At 53.8% G+C, this 17,388-nt stretch carries 12 protein-coding genes; 11 read left to right on the forward strand and 1 reads right to left on the reverse strand.

The genetic code is table 11. The features are described from left to right. Positions 1 to 63 precede the first annotated feature (63 nt). Both crfC and FHN83_RS13320 read left to right on the forward strand, forming a co-directional pair. The gene (gene crfC, locus FHN83_RS13315) at positions 64 to 2,421 is read left to right on the forward strand and encodes a clamp-binding protein CrfC (RefSeq protein ID WP_139564013.1); all 2,358 of its coding nucleotides are present in this window, start codon (positions 64 to 66) and stop codon (positions 2,419 to 2,421) included. After that, positions 2,418 to 3,296 carry a diguanylate cyclase regulator RdcB family protein gene (locus FHN83_RS13320; protein ID WP_039028388.1) on the forward strand — a complete coding sequence of 293 codons (879 nt, stop codon included), beginning with the start codon at positions 2,418 to 2,420 and terminating at the stop codon, positions 3,294 to 3,296. Before crfC ends, FHN83_RS13320 begins: the two co-directional genes overlap by 4 nt. 426 nt (positions 3,297 to 3,722) lie before the next feature. Here FHN83_RS13320 and kdgT read toward each other — a convergent pair whose 3' ends face one another. Beyond that, positions 3,723 to 4,718 (reverse strand): 2-keto-3-deoxygluconate transporter, encoded by a 996-nt coding sequence (gene kdgT / locus FHN83_RS13330; RefSeq protein WP_039028389.1) that lies wholly within the window; start codon positions 4,716 to 4,718, stop codon positions 3,723 to 3,725. 659 nt (positions 4,719 to 5,377) lie between these two features. On the opposite strand from kdgT, the gene proP reads away from it, so the two are divergent. The 9 genes from proP (at position 5,378) to FHN83_RS13375 (ending at position 17,388) form a co-directional block, all read left to right on the forward strand. Beyond that, on the forward strand, positions 5,378 to 6,880 hold the full coding sequence (gene proP, locus FHN83_RS13335) for a glycine betaine/L-proline transporter ProP (protein WP_039028390.1): 1,503 nt from the start codon (positions 5,378 to 5,380) through the stop codon (positions 6,878 to 6,880). A gap of 347 nt (positions 6,881 to 7,227) precedes the next feature. Then, positions 7,228 to 8,643, forward strand: a complete 1,416-nt coding sequence (locus tag FHN83_RS13340) for an undecaprenyl-phosphate glucose phosphotransferase (protein ID WP_139564015.1) — start codon at positions 7,228 to 7,230, stop codon at positions 8,641 to 8,643. After that, positions 8,633 to 9,919 (forward strand): outer membrane beta-barrel protein, encoded by a 1,287-nt coding sequence (locus tag FHN83_RS13345; protein WP_139564016.1) that lies wholly within the window; start codon positions 8,633 to 8,635, stop codon positions 9,917 to 9,919. The genes FHN83_RS13340 and FHN83_RS13345 overlap by 11 nt, the downstream gene beginning before the upstream one ends. 1 nt (position 9,920) lies before the next feature. After that, a complete protein-coding gene (locus FHN83_RS13350) occupies positions 9,921 to 10,478 on the forward strand; it encodes a polysaccharide biosynthesis/export family protein (protein WP_039028393.1) in 558 nt (185 codons plus the stop codon). 2 nt (positions 10,479 to 10,480) lie between these two features. Next, positions 10,481 to 12,601 (forward strand): GumC family protein, encoded by a 2,121-nt coding sequence (locus tag FHN83_RS13355; RefSeq protein WP_139564017.1) that lies wholly within the window; start codon positions 10,481 to 10,483, stop codon positions 12,599 to 12,601. Beyond that, positions 12,598 to 13,809: a lipopolysaccharide biosynthesis protein gene (locus tag FHN83_RS13360; RefSeq protein WP_139564018.1), complete on the forward strand. Its 1,212-nt coding sequence runs from the start codon at positions 12,598 to 12,600 to the stop codon at positions 13,807 to 13,809. The genes FHN83_RS13355 and FHN83_RS13360 overlap by 4 nt, the downstream gene beginning before the upstream one ends. Beyond that, entirely contained in the window at positions 13,806 to 15,182 is a 1,377-nt protein-coding gene (locus FHN83_RS13365) for a hypothetical protein (RefSeq protein ID WP_039028396.1), read from the forward strand. Before FHN83_RS13360 ends, FHN83_RS13365 begins: the two co-directional genes overlap by 4 nt. Beyond that, a complete protein-coding gene (locus FHN83_RS13370; protein ID WP_138370061.1) occupies positions 15,179 to 16,177 on the forward strand; it encodes a glycosyltransferase in 999 nt (332 codons plus the stop codon). The genes FHN83_RS13365 and FHN83_RS13370 overlap by 4 nt, the downstream gene beginning before the upstream one ends. After that, positions 16,177 to 17,388, forward strand: coding sequence for a glycosyltransferase family 4 protein (locus FHN83_RS13375; RefSeq protein WP_139564019.1), 1,212 nt, complete (start codon positions 16,177 to 16,179; stop codon positions 17,386 to 17,388). The genes FHN83_RS13370 and FHN83_RS13375 overlap by 1 nt, the downstream gene beginning before the upstream one ends.

A 17,388-nucleotide genomic window follows, 5' to 3' on the forward strand; every position in this document is an offset into this window, starting at 1 on the left:
CCGATCCTTCATTCTTAAAATAATTCGGTTATATAAAATTTGTGTTAAGGGAAGGCTTTTACCATGCACACACAAACAATATTTGAGTTAAGCCAGGAAGCAGAAAGGCTGCTGCAACTCTCCTTGCAGAATCTCGATGCGCTGAGCGCCATGCCTGTTGCGATGCTGGACAACGCGACGTCGGCCCTTACCGGCGAAACCAGTAACATATTACCTCTGCACTTTAGTGCCCGTGGCTTAGAAGCGCAGCAGTCGATGCTGAATAATGAGCTGCGCAAAATTACCCGTCTGGAGATGGTGCTGGCGATCGTGGGCACCATGAAAGCCGGGAAGTCCACCACCATCAACGCCATCGTGGGCACCGAGGTGTTGCCCAACCGCAACCGCCCGATGACCGCGTTGCCGACGCTGATCCGCCATACCCCGGGCCAGAAAGAGCCGGTGCTGCATTTTTCTCACGTGGCGCCGATCGATACATTAATAAAACAGATGCAAAAGAAGCTCGCCAATTTCGATCGTGGCAAGCTGGCCCAGCAACTTGAAATTGATAAAGATATGAATGCGCTGCTGGGGCGCATTGAATCCGGCGAGGCATTTGAAAAACATTATTTGGGTGCGCAGCCAATATTTAACTGTTTAAAAAACCTTAACGATTTAGTGCGCCTTTCCCAGGCGCTGGGAACCGATTTTCCGTTTTCGGCCTATGCCGCAATTGAAAATATCCCGGTTATTGAAGTGGAATTTGTTCATCTGGCCGGGCTGGACGCGCATCTGGGGCAATTAACCCTGCTGGACACCCCGGGGCCGAACGAGGCCGGGCAGCCTCATCTGCAAAAAATGCTCACCGAGCAGCTCTCACGTGCCTCGGCGGTGCTGGCGGTGATGGACTATACGCAGCTGAAGTCGATTTCGGATGCCGAAGTGCGGCTGGCTATTTCTGCCGTCAGCAAATCGGTCCCGCTGTATGCGCTGGTCAATAAATTCGATCAGAAAGACCGTAACAGCGACGATGAAGAGCAGGTGCGGGCGATGATATCCGGCACCCTGATGAAAGGCCACATCTCTCCGGGCCAGATCTTCCCGGTGTCGTCGATGTGGGGATACCTGGCGAACCGCGCCCGTCATGAGCTGACGCAGCACGGTAAGCTGCCGGATCACCAGGAGCAGCGCTGGGTGCAGGATTTTGCCGAAGCCGCGCTGGGCCGCCGCTGGCGGACTGCCGATCTGGACGATATTGAACATGTTCGCCACTCCGCCGATCTGCTGTGGGAGGACTCCCTCTTCGAGCAGCCGATCCGCAAGCTGATTCACGCCGCCTACGCTAACGCCTCGCTCTACGCGCTACGTTCGGCGTCGCATAAGCTGCTGAACTATGCCCAGAACGCCCGCGAATATCTGGATTTCCGCTATCAGGGGCTGACGGTGGCCTTTGAGGAGCTGGAGCTAAATATCGCCCGGCTGGAAGAGGATATGGCGCTGCTGCAGTCCCGCCAGGCGTCGGTGAGCGATGAGGTGAGGCATGAGGTTAGCCAGGCGCTGACGGCAACCGATCTGTTTATCAGCACCCAGCAGAGCGATATCAAACTTGCGGTAAAGCACATCTTCAACCCGGACAATTTGCTGGATCTGGCCGGGTTTAATCCGCATACGCTGCATGCCGATGCGTTAGCGACGCCCGGCCAGCTGGTGCTTGAGGATGAAGGCCAGGCGCAGATCCTGCTGAGCAAAATCCGCTCCTCCTGCGAAATGATCATGCTGGATGCGCAGGCCAAAATCGGCCGCGAGCTGGCGCTGCGGTTTGACCAGCTGGAAACCACTCTGGCCCGCTCGCTGAACGACGCCATGCGTCCGATTGAGACGCGCATTAAAGAGGAGTTAAGCCACGCCGGTTTCCGCGCGCGGATCAGCTTCCCGGCGTTTCAGGCGAACCAGCTTAACTTCAACACCCGGAGCCTGTTCAGCGACGCTATCGCCCAGGAGAGTCAGCCCGCCAGCCAGGCGCAGGGAGCCAGCAGCGCGTTGCGCGAGACGGTCTCCCGCTGGTTGAACAATCCGGGCTGGGGCTGGGAAGATTACGTGATGACGCGGACGCGATACGTTATCAACGTGTCACAGCTTCATGAAAAATTTAAACAGCATATAGATCACTTTTGTGAACAAATTCGTAAAGCTTTGGCGGCGCAGGTCGATGTCTCTGTTACAGCAGGTATGGCAACATTCTTTGCGGAATTCTCGTTATGCCTTGCTGGGTTACAGGAAAGCTTGCGTGATAGCCTCGCAGTGCGCCAGCAAAATGAGCATGCCACACGGGCGCTCAGCCAGCTGCTGCAGCAATGTATTACCACTGCGACGTGGATTCAGGAAGATACCCGACTGTTACGCGATGATATTCAAACGCTATTCGCGGCAGAGCAACCATGACAAAACACTTACTGGACGGTCCCGGACGGACGCTGGAATGTATCCATCCTAAATTTATGGTCGACCTGGTACAGGGGGCTGACGCGCAGCGTCATACCTCTGTGGCGTCGCAACAGCAGCACTTTCGTGAACGTTTAACCCAGGAGATCATGGCGCAGACTCAGCTTCGCCAGTGGGCCATGGGGGGAATGTTCAGCGAAAATGCTGTGCTGCGGCTCGGGCTGGCAGAGAAGCTGGCGGGGATGTTTGACCCCGGCCATCTGGCATTGACCCGGATGACGCAAATCCTCACCACCCTGCGCCAGCAGGCCAGCCTGCGTAATCAGCCAGCCATCGGGCTGGTGCATCAGTACGAGACCCTCGCTGCCCATTTCCAGCAACGTGCACAGTTTAAAGAGAAAGCCTTAACCCAGCGCGGATTAACGGTGCAGGCCGGCGTTCACAGCGAGCAGATTTTTACCCGCTGGCGGGCCGGACACTATGACGGCTGGTCGCTGGCCGGGCGCGGTTATGTGGCGCTGGAGGAGCTGCGCTGGGGAGCGTTTGGTGACGCCTGCCGGCTGGCGAATGCGGACGTCAGCGCCATGCTGAAAGATAACCTGTGCAGCATGGTGGCGAACTATCTGGCACAGGGGATCAACGCCGCGCCCAACACCCGTCATTTCTATCACCAGTGGCTGACCACGCCCGGTACGCCGGGGATTATCGATCATAAAGACATGCTGGGCTGGCTGGGGGACTGGTGTGATACCGACAGGCATCCGGTGTGCTGGTCGGTGACGCAGAGCTGGCAGAACGTGGCATTGGGGATGCCGAGGCTGTGTTCGGCGGCCAGGCTGGCAAAAGCGATGGTGGGTGAGGTGTTTGGGGAGTAAGGGTTGGCACGGTTAGCCCCCTCTCCCTTGAGGGAGAGGGTTGGGGTGAGGGGGAATATGCGGCACCGATGGTTTTTCCGTTCACTTCCAGAGCAGCGCTCCTTTGTAAACAACGTCAACTGTGAACGTGTTAAGGGGGCTATCGCGCCCCTTAACAATCCCGGCTCCCGGCAAGAAAATCGCCGCTTCGCGGTACCCTCAGCTTATTCCCGCAGGCTTAGGGTCGGGCGTGATCCTACATCCCTGTAGGTCACGCCCTCTCGGCGCATCCATGCGCCTCGCCCCGGCCTGCGGTCAACGCTTCGGCGATTTTCAGCCGGACCAGGGCGCCGCTGTAAGTCATTTATTATCCTGTAATGACTTCCTTGCTACAAATACAAAGCCCCCTCCCTGTAGGGGAGAGGGCTAACGTTTAGGGTTTACCTGTTAGTGGTGCAGTGACTCCACCGCTTGCGGTTCTTCGGCTTTTGCCGGGACCTGACCAAAGCGTTTGGCATACAGCGCGGTAATAATCGGAACCAGAATCGCGGTGACGATGACGCTTGCGGCAACCAGTGCGGTAGCGGAAGCGGCAACCGGTTCGAACGCCGGGTTAATCTGGGCGATAATCACCGGGTTTGCCACCGCAGCGCCTGCTGCTGAAGAGGCGGCCACACCCGCAGTACCGTTCCCCCCACCGATAACACGGTCGGCAATAATCAGCGGAATACCGGTGATAACGATAACCGCCACACCCAGAACAATACCCAGCAGGCCAGTGTCGAGGATCACGTTCAGGTTGATGGTGTTACCCAGCGCGAAGCCGAAGAACGGGATCAGAACCGGTGTTGCTTTGCTGAAGAAGTCGCGCAGATCGTGGTCGAGGTTGCCGAGGGCAAAACCGATCAGGAACGGCAGGACGGCGCCAACAAAGTGGTGTGGTTCAAAGGACGCCAGACCTGCGGAGCCGAGGATCAGCATGGTCATCAGCGGGCCGGACTCCAGAGACATCAGAACGAAAGCACCGGACTCTTCTTTGGTGCCGTACTGGTTCATCAGGCTGGCGTACAGACCGCCGTTGGTCATGTCCATTGCAGAGACAATCGCCAGCACCGAGAGGCCCGCGAAGAAGCCGGTCTGAATGCCGTTTTCCGGAATAAACATCGCGCAAACCATCGCCACAATCCACGCCACGGCAATTTTGGTAATAACCAGCGTACCGGATTTACGTAATACCGTACCCGTTGCACGTAAATTAATGGAGGCGCCGATACAGAAGAACCATACCGCAAGAATTGGAACTGTGCCGGTAATCATACCTTTGGTGAACCCACCAAAATAGGCCCCGGTATTTGGTGCTAAGGTATTTAAAATTGCGCCCAGAACCAGCGGAACCAGCATCATCCCACCGGGGATGCGTTCAATCGCGGCTTTAATCTTCATCATCAACCCTCACATCTCATCGCGCATCGCCGGCGGACAAGTCATAATTAATAATCTAATGAATACAACGAATTGCTGCTCATTGACGTCAGGCGATTCGTTATTCATACAGCAGATATAAAACAGTTCGGCTCATTAAACCTTCATTTGAAGGAGGCCTGACTCGTTCTGACGGACTTATGATGCGATCGTTGGAATGATGATTCAATCAAAATAAAACACCGTTTTAGTTATCTTCATCACATATTTTAAGGAAACAGGATATTTGCCTCTTGATTATTAAAGCGGCTGTGAATGTCTTGTAAAAAAATGTCGTTCTTTTTTAATTTCACCGCAAATAATAACGCGCGGAAGGGTATTTACAGAGGCAGACATAAGAAACAACTAATGGTCATGGTTTTACAGTTTTTACACTTCTGGTGATAAACTGAAAAATATATGTGAAGTTGATCACACATATAAACGCTGGTAGGGTATTGAGGTCATCAACAAGCCCAGACAGGCGTCAACAGGTTCGGTTGTACCGGTCAAAAAAGGTCAGTGTAAGTAAACCTGCTACGCTTGAGTGAGGAGAATGCGCATGAGGCGCTTCCCGGGTTCCACAGAGTGCTTTTTTTGAGCGCTGTGGGGAGAGCTGGGCTCAGTCTACGAGGATAGCAATGCTTAAAAGGAAAAAAGTTAAACCGATCACCCTGCGCGACGTCACCATTATTGATGACGGCAAACTGCGCAAAGCGATCACCGCCGCCTCGCTCGGTAATGCGATGGAGTGGTTCGATTTTGGCGTGTATGGCTTTGTGGCCTATGCGCTGGGTAAAGTCTTCTTCCCCGGTGCCGATCCCAGCGTGCAGATGATTGCCGCCCTCGGGACCTTCTCTGTGCCTTTCCTTATTCGTCCGCTGGGCGGCCTGTTCTTCGGGATGCTGGGGGACAAGTACGGACGTCAGAAAATCCTCGCGATAACCATTGTGATTATGTCGGTCAGTACCTTCTGTATCGGCCTGATCCCGTCGTATGAGAGCATTGGTATCTGGGCGCCGATCCTGCTGCTGCTGTGTAAGATGGCTCAGGGCTTCTCGGTTGGGGGCGAGTACACCGGTGCGTCGATCTTCGTCGCCGAGTACTCTCCGGACCGTAAGCGCGGCTTTATGGGCAGCTGGCTCGACTTTGGCTCCATTGCCGGGTTCGTGCTCGGCGCGGGCGTGGTGGTGTTACTCTCCACCGTGGTGGGCGAAGAGAACTTCCTCTCCTGGGGCTGGCGTATTCCGTTCTTCCTGGCGCTGCCGTTAGGCATCATCGGCCTCTATCTGCGCCACGCGTTAGAAGAGACCCCGGCGTTCCAGCAGCACGTTGATAAGCTGGAGCAGGGCGATCGCGAAGGTCTGCAGGAAGGGCCTAAAGTCTCGTTCAAAGAGATTGCCACCCGTCACTGGCGCAGCCTGCTGACCTGTATCGGTCTGGTGATCTCCACCAACGTGACCTATTACATGCTGCTCACCTACATGCCGAGCTACCTGTCGCATAACCTGCACTACTCAGAAGATCACGGCGTGCTAATCATCATCGCTATCATGGTCGGGATGCTGTTTGTGCAGCCGATTATGGGCCTGCTGAGCGACCGCTTCGGCCGTCGTCCCTTCATTATTTTCGGCAGTGTCGCGCTGTTCGTGCTGGCTATCCCGGCCTTCATTATGATCAACAGTAATGTGATCGGCCTGATTTTTGCCGGTCTGCTGATGCTGGCGGTGATCCTCAACTGCTTTATCGGCGTGATGGCCTCGACCCTGCCAGCGATGTTCCCGACGCACATTCGCTACAGTGCGCTGGCAGCGGCGTTTAATATCTCGGTGCTGATTGCCGGTATTACCCCTACGCTGGCGGCATCGCTGGTAGAGAGTACCCAGAACCTGATGATGCCCGCGTACTACCTGATGGTGATTGCGGTCATCGGCCTGGTTACCGGCATTTATATGAAAGAGACGGCGAACCTGCCGCTGAAAGGGGCGACGCCTGCTGCGTCTGACCTCCAGGAAGCGAAGGAGATCCTGCGTGAGCATCACGACAATATCGAGCAGAAGATTGAAGATATCGATGCTGAAATCGCGGAGCTGCAGGCGAAGCGGTCCCGGCTGGTGGACCAACACCCCCGCATAAACGAGTAAATTAAAAACCCGGCCTCGGCCGGGTTTTTTTATGCCTTTAGTTTGCGTAATCGCTTTTTTCATTCCTGAACGGAATACAACTAAAGTTTGTTGGCGGTTTTATTGAATAGTGCTTACGCTGTATATAAACAGATGTCTCTATAACACCGACGCTTCAGCGCTATAAGGGATGTGTATGCCGAGTCTTACACCGACATAGCAGTGAACCCAGCCAGACCCTAAAATGCTGACTCATTTAGGTTGCGCCTCCCTGCGCGGACCCGTGTTTTATTATTTTACTACGCTTACCGGTGCAATTAGCACAACAAAAAAATAATACCGATGCTTAATTATAAGTAGGTCAGGACATGCTGAGAAATTCGCAAAAGATCACCCATGGAGGTTACTCAGTATTCATTAAATTAATTGATTTCTTCTCAATTAATTTAATTCTGATGCTCAGTGGTTGGTGGTTGAAAATGGAGTCTTTCGACACTGTAATTTTGATCAGCCTATTATACTCCACCGCATTTTTACTGTTTGGCGAGTACACGCAGTGTTATTTGTATCGACCTAAAAACAACAAGTTACGCAACCAACGGCGGCTTTTCCTGACGGCTTTTTTCGCCATTCTGTTTATCGGCATGGTACGCATTCTCGTTGCCAAATTATATTCGTTGGGCTACTTAACCTTTATCGACGTGCGCAACATTCCCGCGATGCCGTTATGGTATGCCTCGCCAATCCCTTTTCTTTATGTCGTCCGCCTGATTATTTTCAAACTTTCCGCTAAAAAGCGCATCAGAGTTGCCATTATCGGGATTACCGATAACGGCCTGGCCGCGGAAAAGGCGTTGCGTCTGGAATATGCGGACGTGCAGCTGGAGCTGGCCTTCTACGATGAACGCGGCCCGGAGCGACTGGGCGAACTGGCGAAAAGAATTACCAGTCCTTATAACGGGCCCGTAATTAAACTGGTCGAAGAAGCCAAGGCTGGCAGGGTCGACGAAATCTACATTGCCCTGCCGATGGTGGCGCTGGAGCGCATACGCCATTTCCTGGCCATGATGTCCGATACCACGGTAAATACCTGGATCGTGCCGGACTTTTACGCCTACAGCACCAATACCTCGCAGATACGCTCCATCCATAACTTACAAACCATCGGTATTTTTACCTCGCCTCTGGATGGCGGAGGGGCGTTTATAAAACGCGCAGAAGATCTGGTGCTCGGCAGCGCGATTATGGTAATGATTGTCTCGTTAATGATCGTCATTGCCATTGGTATCAAGCTCACCTCACGCGGGCCGGTTTTCTTCAAACAGGATCGCTATGGTCTGAGCGGGCAGAAGATCAAAGTCTGGAAGTTCCGGACCATGAAAGTTATGGAAAATACCGACACGGTGAAACAGGCGACACGAGATGACCCCCGGGTCACGCGCTTTGGAGCATTCTTACGTCGGACATCTCTGGATGAGCTACCGCAGTTCATCAATGTTATTCAGGGAAATATGTCGATTGTCGGCCCACGGCCCCATGCCGTGGCGCACAACGAGCTTTACCGTAAGCAGGTCGAGAACTACATGATTCGCCATAAAGTGAAGCCTGGGATCACAGGTTTAGCGCAAATTAATGGCTATCGTGGCGAAATTGATGCGCTATATAAAATGGAAAAGCGAGTCCAGTACGACATTGAATATATTCAGAACTGGTCCTTTTGGTTAGATATAAAAATCATCATCAAAACCATTTTTAAGGGATTTGTCGGTAAGAATGCATACTAAAATTATTATTATCGCTGGGATTATGGCGTCTCCGGTCGCGTTAGCAGAATTAACGCCAAAATCACACATTGGCTGGGCGGGTATCGACTTTCAAAGCAATGTCGGGGTGAACTATGGGCATAACGATAATGTGACCTTCCAGCCTCAGGATAGCGACGCGAAAGGCTCCGACTTTCAGAGCCTCAAGCCGGTCTTGTCCCTGAACGGCGAGCGTGGCCAGGACAAGTATCTGCTGATGTACACGGGGGATTATCGTCACTACTCCAGCGATTCTGCGGATGATTATGACGATCACTTTTTCCGCTTCAAGGGCGACTGGCGTTATGGTCTGATGCATGGCCTGAGCCTGACGCTGGAAGATTCCCTCGGCCATGAGGAGCGCGGGCGTGGCGTGACGGAAGGGTTCCTGCCGGAACAGTTCCGGGAATTTGGCGTAACGTCGCCGTTAACCACCAATTTGTTCAACAGCGAGCTGCGCTATAGTTATGGTGCACCCGACGGACGGGGAAGGGCTGACCTGGCGTTAATGCACCGCAGATGGTCTTTTGGTAATACCGGCCAGGTTGAAAGCAAGGATGAGGACTTTGCACAATATATCCGCGAGCAGGAGTGGACCGAAAATACCCTGATTGCAGAAATTTTCGATCAGTACACATCTAAGACGCGTTTTCGCTATAGTTTTATTACTAACCAGTTTCATTACGATCATGACTCACAAAAAGACAGTAATGAATATTATTTGCGTTACGGCATTCAGTCCCAGCTTACGGGCAAAACGAATGTTGATATGAACGTGTCGTGGCTCTATAAAACTTTTGAGAATAACCCCGGTTCGAAGGATTTCAACGGGATTAACTGGGATATATTGGGTGAGTGGAGACCGCTTCAGCAGTCGCTGTTTACGTTAAGAACATCACAAAGTATTAAGGATCCTTCCGAAGCGGGCGGATATAATTTACTTACTGAGTACGGCATTTCCTACAAACATTTATGGATGAACGACCGGTTAACGACGTTGCTTGATTACGCATATATTACAGAGGATTACAAAGATCAGAACAAGGACCGCCACGACAAAAATAGCGTGTTTTCAATTATCGTAGGTTATGACTTCACCCCATCGTTTAACGTTGGTGTGGAATATCATTTTGATACGCTTAAGTCTAATAAAGATACAGATACGTTTACCATCGGCCCCAACGACGATCGCATCGTGACTGAAACGTTGGGCTATGATCAATCTTTGATTATGCTTACAGCTAAGGTTCAGATTTAAAATGAAAATAATGAAACTGTGCGCATTTTTACTCCTCAGCCTTGTTTTCGCTGGCTGCAAATCACCGCAGCCGACGTTAATGGACAATAGCGTAGTGGATTCAGGAAATTATTTACTGGGCTCGGGTGATATCGTCAACATTAACGTTGCCGGGCAGCCTGACCTGACCATGAAAGTAGTACTTGATAACAGTGGGGCTATTAATTACCCCTATATTGGCAAGCTGGAATTAAAGGGCAAAACCGCCAGCCAGGTGGATGCGGAAATTACGCAACGCCTGCGCAAAGGTTTTGTGCTTAATCCCATGGTGACGGTCAATATCGCTGAATTCCGTAAGTTTTATATCTCTGGTGAAGTTGAGAACCCGAATGGCTATTCCTACGAGCCAGGTATGACCGTGGAGAAATCCATCGCCCTTGCTGGGGGTTATACCGATCGTGCAGACCGTACGGATCTCAAAATTCGTCAATCATCCACCGGTGAGTTACTCGAAAATGTTGATGTTACGCACTCCGTACTCCCGGGCGATCTCGTCATTATTGGCACAGGATTCTTCTGACCATGAAACTATCAATAGTGGAAAATGGCAAAAAGCGAGAAAGCGCTATCGATATCGCAAGATTTGCCAGAGAAATTAAAAAGAACTCCTGGAAAATCCTTCTCTCCGGCATCGTTGCCGGAGCGATTGCCTGGCCACTAATGAGTTTGATGTCATCGAAGTACGTTTCCACCGCCACGGTACTGATCAAAGCTCAGCCGGACAATGTTTCACCATTCCAGAAAGTGGAAGGCTATGACTCCACCCGTAACGGATATTACGAAACGCAAACCGCGCTGATGCAGTCGCGCGTGGTGCTTGAGCAGGCCATTCGCACGCTGAAACTCGATCAGAACCCCGCGTTTAACGGCGAGGGGGCGGGCATTGGCGCAACCCCTGAGAACGAACAGCAGCGGGTAGATCATGCCCTGAAAACGCTGATGAAAGATCTCACCATCAGCAACGTGCGCACCACCCATCTGTCCACCGTCTCCTATGAATCCACGTCGCCGCAGCTGGCGGCGGATGTGGCTAACGGCGTCGCCGAGTCGTTTATCAATTACACCCTGGCCCTCAAGCAGCAAAAAACGGCGAAGGCGAGAGATGATAACCAGCAGAAGCTGCAGGAACTTCAGCAGCAGATGGCGCAACAAAAGTCCGCTCTGGATGGCTATCTGGCGAAAGAGGGGTTATTGACCTTCCGCGGCGTGGATGGTTTTGAGACGGAACAGATGGGCATTATTACCAACCGTCTGGCGAATGCGACCGAGCGCCGGGTGGCGGCTGAATCTGTCTATAACGAGATTCGTTCCGGCGGGGGGAGAGCCATCTCGCTGCCGTCGATTTCAAACCATGCCCAGATCCAGGATTTACGCATCGCCCTGATCCAGGCCAACAGCGAGCTTTCGCAGCTGGAAAAAACCTACGGGCCCCAGTACGACAAAGTGATCCAGGCCCGGGCCCGTATCAGCGCGATCCAGGCGCAAACGGCGATGACGCTCAGGGAGCAGGAAGCCGGATTACGCCAGAACTACGAGGCGGCGCTGGCGGACGAAAGAAATTATCAGAAGCAGCTGGAAGAACAGAAAGCGAACTTCCAGAAGTTGTCTATGAAACGTGATGGATACAACGACCTGAAGCTGGCGCTGGATAAAACGGAAGAGATGTACAAGATGGCCTATCAGCGCACGCAGGAGCTGGCGTTACCCGGCTCTTATTCCGATGCCGATGCGGAGATCTACGATCCGGCCGTACCCGCTGCGCTTCCGGCCAAACCGAATAAGCCGCTGCTGATGTTGATGATTGTGCTGCTGGTGATGCTTTTCTACACGATGTACATCATGGTGAAAACCGCCACGGACAAATCGGTGAATACCCTCAGCCAGATGCAGAAACGACTGAATCTGCTGCCGCTGGGTGAGATCCGCCGCTTTAAAGGGGTGGGCGGGCGCAGCAAAATCCGCGATCTGATCGCCAGCGATCCGCTGAATGCCGACATCATTCACAGCATGCGCACGCAGATCATGCTGAACAGCCATCCGCTGCAGGTCATTGCCGTGACGTCGGCGGAAGGCGGAGAGGGGCGGACGCTGCTGGCGAACCTGCTGGCCAACTCCTTCAGCTTCGACCAGAAAACGCTGCTTATCGATATGGATTTCTTCAACAGCGACGGTCTGTCGGGCGAGCTGGGCTCACCGAAGGCGCCGGGCGTGGCAGAAGTGCTGCGCGGCGACAGTGCGACCGAAAACGTGCTGGTGAAGATGAGCGAGAATCTCGACTTCCTGCCGCGCGGCAATACCCCGGTCTCGGCGCTGCTGCTGCTGTCGCCTGAACGGCTGAAACCGCTGATCGATTCGCTGCGTGGCCGCTACCAGCGCATTATCGTCGATGTGGCGGCGGTGAATCAGAGCCAGGAAGTCCAGCTGGTGAGCCAGGTGACGGATGGCCTGATCTTTGTCCTGAAAGCGGGTCTGAACGCGGCCGACACGATTGGACCAGCCATTGAGAAAGCGACCAACGACCACAACGTGATTATCGGCGGGGTGCTGAATCAGGTGGTGGATAAAAATCTGGAGAGCAAAGAGGGGCTGCGTTCGCTGAATTACCATACCCACGAACTGATGAATAACACAGGCCAGGCATGAGTCTCCTTAAGAGCGCCTCCACGATCGCGGGGTCATCAGTCATATCACAACTGATTGGTGCCCTGTCGATCTGGCTCATTTCGCATAAGTACGATCTTGGCGAGGTGGGGCTCTACGCGCTCAACTACAGCATTGCCCTGATCGGGGCCCAGGTCTGTACCTTTGCCTCGCAGCTGTTGATCCCCAGGCAACAGGATGACGAGCTGGCCCAGAACGTGGTCTTTTGTCTCCTGCAAAGCCTGACCGTCGCCATTCCGTATGCCGTACTGACGGGCTGGCTGTTTCATCAGAATATCCTTTTCCTCTACCTGCTCACGCTCTCGAATACCTGGGTGCTGATAGCCGAGAACCTGTCGCTGCGCACGGCGAACTTTCGCTTTCTGGTGGTGCAACGCATCTCCGTCTCGGTGGTGGTGGTGGTGTCCGTGCTGCTCACCCACCAGGTGATGGCGTTTTACTGGATGTGGGCGATCCTGATGATGGCGCTGACCAGCGCCTGCATCCTGCGGGCATTTGATATTCGCACCGTCGCGCTGCATCACCTGTCGCCCTCCAGTAACCTGGCGTTCCTGCAAAAAAATATCCACCACATCACCAAAGTGGGCAGTGCCGAAGTGCTGGCGATGGCTAACAACAACCTGCCGATCATGCTGATCAACTTCTGGTTCTCAGCCTTAACGGCGGGCTACTTCTCGGTGGTCAGCCGCTTCTGCCTGGCCCCGGTGGTGATTGTCGGCAATGCGGTGCGCAATACCATTTTCTCGAAATGGTCGATTGATTTCAGAAACAACGTCTTCAACTACGAAGAGTACACAAAGGTCCGCCTGCTGCTGTTGGTGCTGGGCGTGATCTGCACCCTGGGCGTCTTTATCTTCTATCCGATTGTGATGAATCTCGGTTTCAGCGAGGAGTGGATCGCCTCCGTACCCACCTCGCGCTACATGCTGCCGTACCTGTTCCCGGCGCTGGCGGTCTGTCCGCTGACGGTAATCGAGCTGATTTTCGGCTCGCACCGCTACTTCCTGCGGATCCAGCTCGAACAACTGGCGATCGTGGGGATCGCGTTTGTCGTTGTCCCGTACTTCTACAATGACTATGCGACCTCCATCATCATATTTTCGATTCTGACGTTCATTCGCTACGCCTTCATCTATCTGAAGGTGAATAAGCGCGCCGATATTCTGAAAAACGGGTCAGTGGCATCATGAATCTTAATACCGGACATTACCTACAAACGTTCACCCTGCTGACACTCATCTTCTGCGGGCTGGTGCAGTATTTTACCGGTGAGCTGACGGTGCTGTGGCTGCCCTTCTTCTTAACGATGCTGATGGCGGCTTTCCTGCTTCTGCAGACCCGTCACGAACCCGTGCGCCTCGATGCGCAGGAAGCCATTGTCCTGACGCTGTATCTCTCTTTTATCCTGCTCGCAGGGATCTCGACCCTGTTTCAGGGCGGGGCGCTCATCACCCTTATCGGGTTTAAGAATGAGATTGCCCTCTCGCTGGTGATGCTCTGCCTGCTGCTGGGGTTCTGCCGGGAATCGCAGATCTACCAGGTCACGCGCGGCCTGTACTGGATTTTTTATCTCCAGTTCCCGGTTGCGCTCTACCAGCTCATCTTTGTGGTGCCGCAGCGCGTGGCGTTGCATGGCGAAGAGGAAAAATGGGACTCCGTGGTGGGAACGTTCGGGGGCGACCCGATGGGTGGGGGAAACACCGCAGCGATGGGCTTGTTCTGCCTGCTGATCATGCTGCTGAAAGTCTCGGAGTATAAGCATGGGCTGACCAGCTTTAAAAACATGGCCTTGCATATCATCCTGGGTTTTGTGATGTGCATTATTGGTGAAGTGAAGTTCGTGATCCTGCTGTCGCCGTTATTGCTGGGGTGGGTGTGGATCATGCCTTCCTGGGTCAAAGAGGCGAGCAAGGTGAATCTGGCCGTGCTGCTGTCTATTCTGGTGTCGATGGTGCTGTTGATCGGCCTGGCCATTGTCATCCTGGCCTACAGCTATAGCGCCGCCTATGGCATCGACACGTCGGAAAACCCCTTCGCCGTGTTCTTTGACTCACTGGGCTACATTTTCGACCCGAACTTCATCCTGCCGGGCGGGGAGATAGGGCGTTTTACCACCCTGACGTTCTGGTTACAGCATAACGACCTGTCGGGGTTGCCGGGCACGCTGTTCGGCTACGGGCTGAATGCCACCAACAGCGGCAGCTTCCTCTCGCCGGGTTTCCTGAACCAGATCTACAACCTGACCCTCGACAGTACCGCCATGAGTATGCTGCTCTGGGAAGTCGGGGTGGTGGGGACCGTCATCTTTATCGGGCTGTTTGTCTATATTCTGAAAGTGGTTCAGCCTGAACCGCTGCTGTCGGTTGACCAGATTGATGAGCAGGATCTCCGGCTGCTGAGCTTTGCGCCGGCCTTTAACGTTTTTTCAATCGCCTGTCTGCTCAGTATTCCCTACAGCCAGATACTGATGATCGTGCCAATGCTGCAATTCTTGTTCTATTTATCATTAGGTTCCAGCTTGATCATTCGCCGGACCGTACGCCGTTATACGGGGCTCTATTGATGTACAAACCGTTTATTACCGTAAGTATTAAGACGTTTAACGAAGCCGAATGTATAGAGAAAACCATCGACAGTATTCGCAGCCAGATTGCTGAGTATCCGCATAAAATTATCGTTGCCGACAGTCTTTCGACGGATAACACCCAGCAGTTGGCCAGCGATAAAGGAGTGATGGTGGTGTCGTTAACCGAACCGGCAGACCGCTGCTGCGGCGTCGGGCATCAGCTGGGCTACCTTCACAGCGAAGGTGAGTTCATCCTGCTGATGGATGGCGATATGGAGCTGGAGCCGGGGTTCATCGATCGGGCGGTGGCGTTTCTGCAGGAAAATCCTGGGTACGCTGGCGTGGCCGGAACGGTGGAGATGGACGACGCTTCAAACTATGAATTCACCTCCCGCAAGCAGCGCATCAATAAGATCTACCCCCTGGGCGACTGCGACCATCTGGGCGGCGGCGGACTGTACCGCCTGTCGGCGATTGCCGATATTGGCTACTTAACCAACCGCAGCCTGCACGCCTATGAAGAGGCGGAGCTGGGGATCCGCCTGTTGACTGCGGGTTACAAACTGCATCGCCTGAACGTGCCCTATTTCCGGCACACCTCCTACACAATGCCGACCTTCAAAATGCTGCGCTATCGCTGGAAGAGCGGTTTCCATCAGGCGCCGGGGGAGCTGCTGCGCAGCGCGTGGGGTAAACCCTGGTTCCGCGACGCGCTGATGCTGGTGAAAAACGAAGTCATCTTCGCAAGTTACATTCTTATCGTGCTGATTGTGTTCTTTACCTTCGACGTCAGCCTGATCGATATCGCGCTGTTGCCGCTGCTGGCCTTTATCCTGCTGAAAACCATTCGCAACCGCTCATTAAAAAACGGCCTCAACAGCGTAATCAATCTGGCGGTGCTCTCTGCCGGGCTGGTCAAAGGGCTTTTTCATCCGCTCCGCGACCCCAGGGTGCCACCGGGCAATAAAGTTATTCGTGAGCAGGGAGAGTAATGAAAGTCTTACTGGTGAATAAGTTCTTCTTTATCAAAGGAGGAGCTGAAACGGTCTATTTTCAGGAACGCAACATGCTGAAAGAGGCCGGCGTGGAGGTGATCGATTTCTCGATGCAGCATGAGAAAAACTTTCCCTCTGACTATGCGGACTACTTTGTCACCAACGTGGATTACCATACAGAGGGTGGTCTGCTGGCGGGGGCTAAAACCGCCATCAACTTTATTCACAACCGGGAAGCCTGCAAAAAAATGCGGGCGCTGCTGGAGCAGACGCGCCCGGAGATCGTCCACTTCCACAATATCTATCACCAGCTGACGCCAGCGCTGATCAAGGTCGCCCGGGATTTTGGCTGTAAGACGGTGTTAACCGCCCACGACTATAAAATTATGTGCCCGTCGTACTCCATGCTGCGCGACGGCAAGGTGTGCGATGCCTGCGTGACCGGCACCGTGTTCAATGCGTTTCGCTATCGCTGCCAGGAGGGTTCGGCGGCGAAGAGCCTGCTGCTCTCCTTAGAGGCCACCTGGCAGTACATCGCGCAAAATTACCAGGCGCTGGACGTGATTGTCTCCCCGAGCGAATTTTTGCGTAACGAGCTGAAGCGCTCGCTGCCGAAGTCCCGTATCGAGGTCATTGTGAACGGCATCGACGACGGTAAGCCGCCAGAAGAGAGCCCCGATGAGTCGTATCTGCTCTACGTCGGGCGCCTGAGCCGCGAAAAAGGGGTGCCGACGCTGACCCGGGCGCATCAGCTTATGCGCAACAAAATGCCGTTAAAAGTGGTCGGCCACGGGCCGCTGCATGACGACATGGTTAAGAACTTCCCCGATGCGGAATTCCTGGGCTATGTGCAGCAGGGACCGGGGCTGGATGCGTTGATTAAAAACGCCCGGGCGGTGGTGCTGCCCTCAGAATGTTATGAGAACTGCTCGATGGCGGTGCTGGAGGCGATGTCGTTCGCCCGGCCGGTGGTGGGGGCCCGCATTGGCGGCATCCCGGAGCAGATTCGACACGGTGTGGAAGGATTGCTGTTTGAACCTGGCAACGCTCAGGATCTGGCCGATGCGCTGGACGTGATAGCGGAAAACCCGCAGCAGGCCCGGGAGATGGGGCTGAGAGGCCGGGAACGGCTTTGCCAGAAATACTCACTGCGTAAGCACATGGAAACGTTGCAGTCGCTGTACCGCGAGCTGCTCGACGGGCGATAA

The organism is Leclercia adecarboxylata, from assembly GCF_006171285.1.
In the GTDB taxonomy this organism is placed as follows: domain Bacteria; phylum Pseudomonadota; class Gammaproteobacteria; order Enterobacterales; family Enterobacteriaceae; genus Enterobacter; species Enterobacter barmai.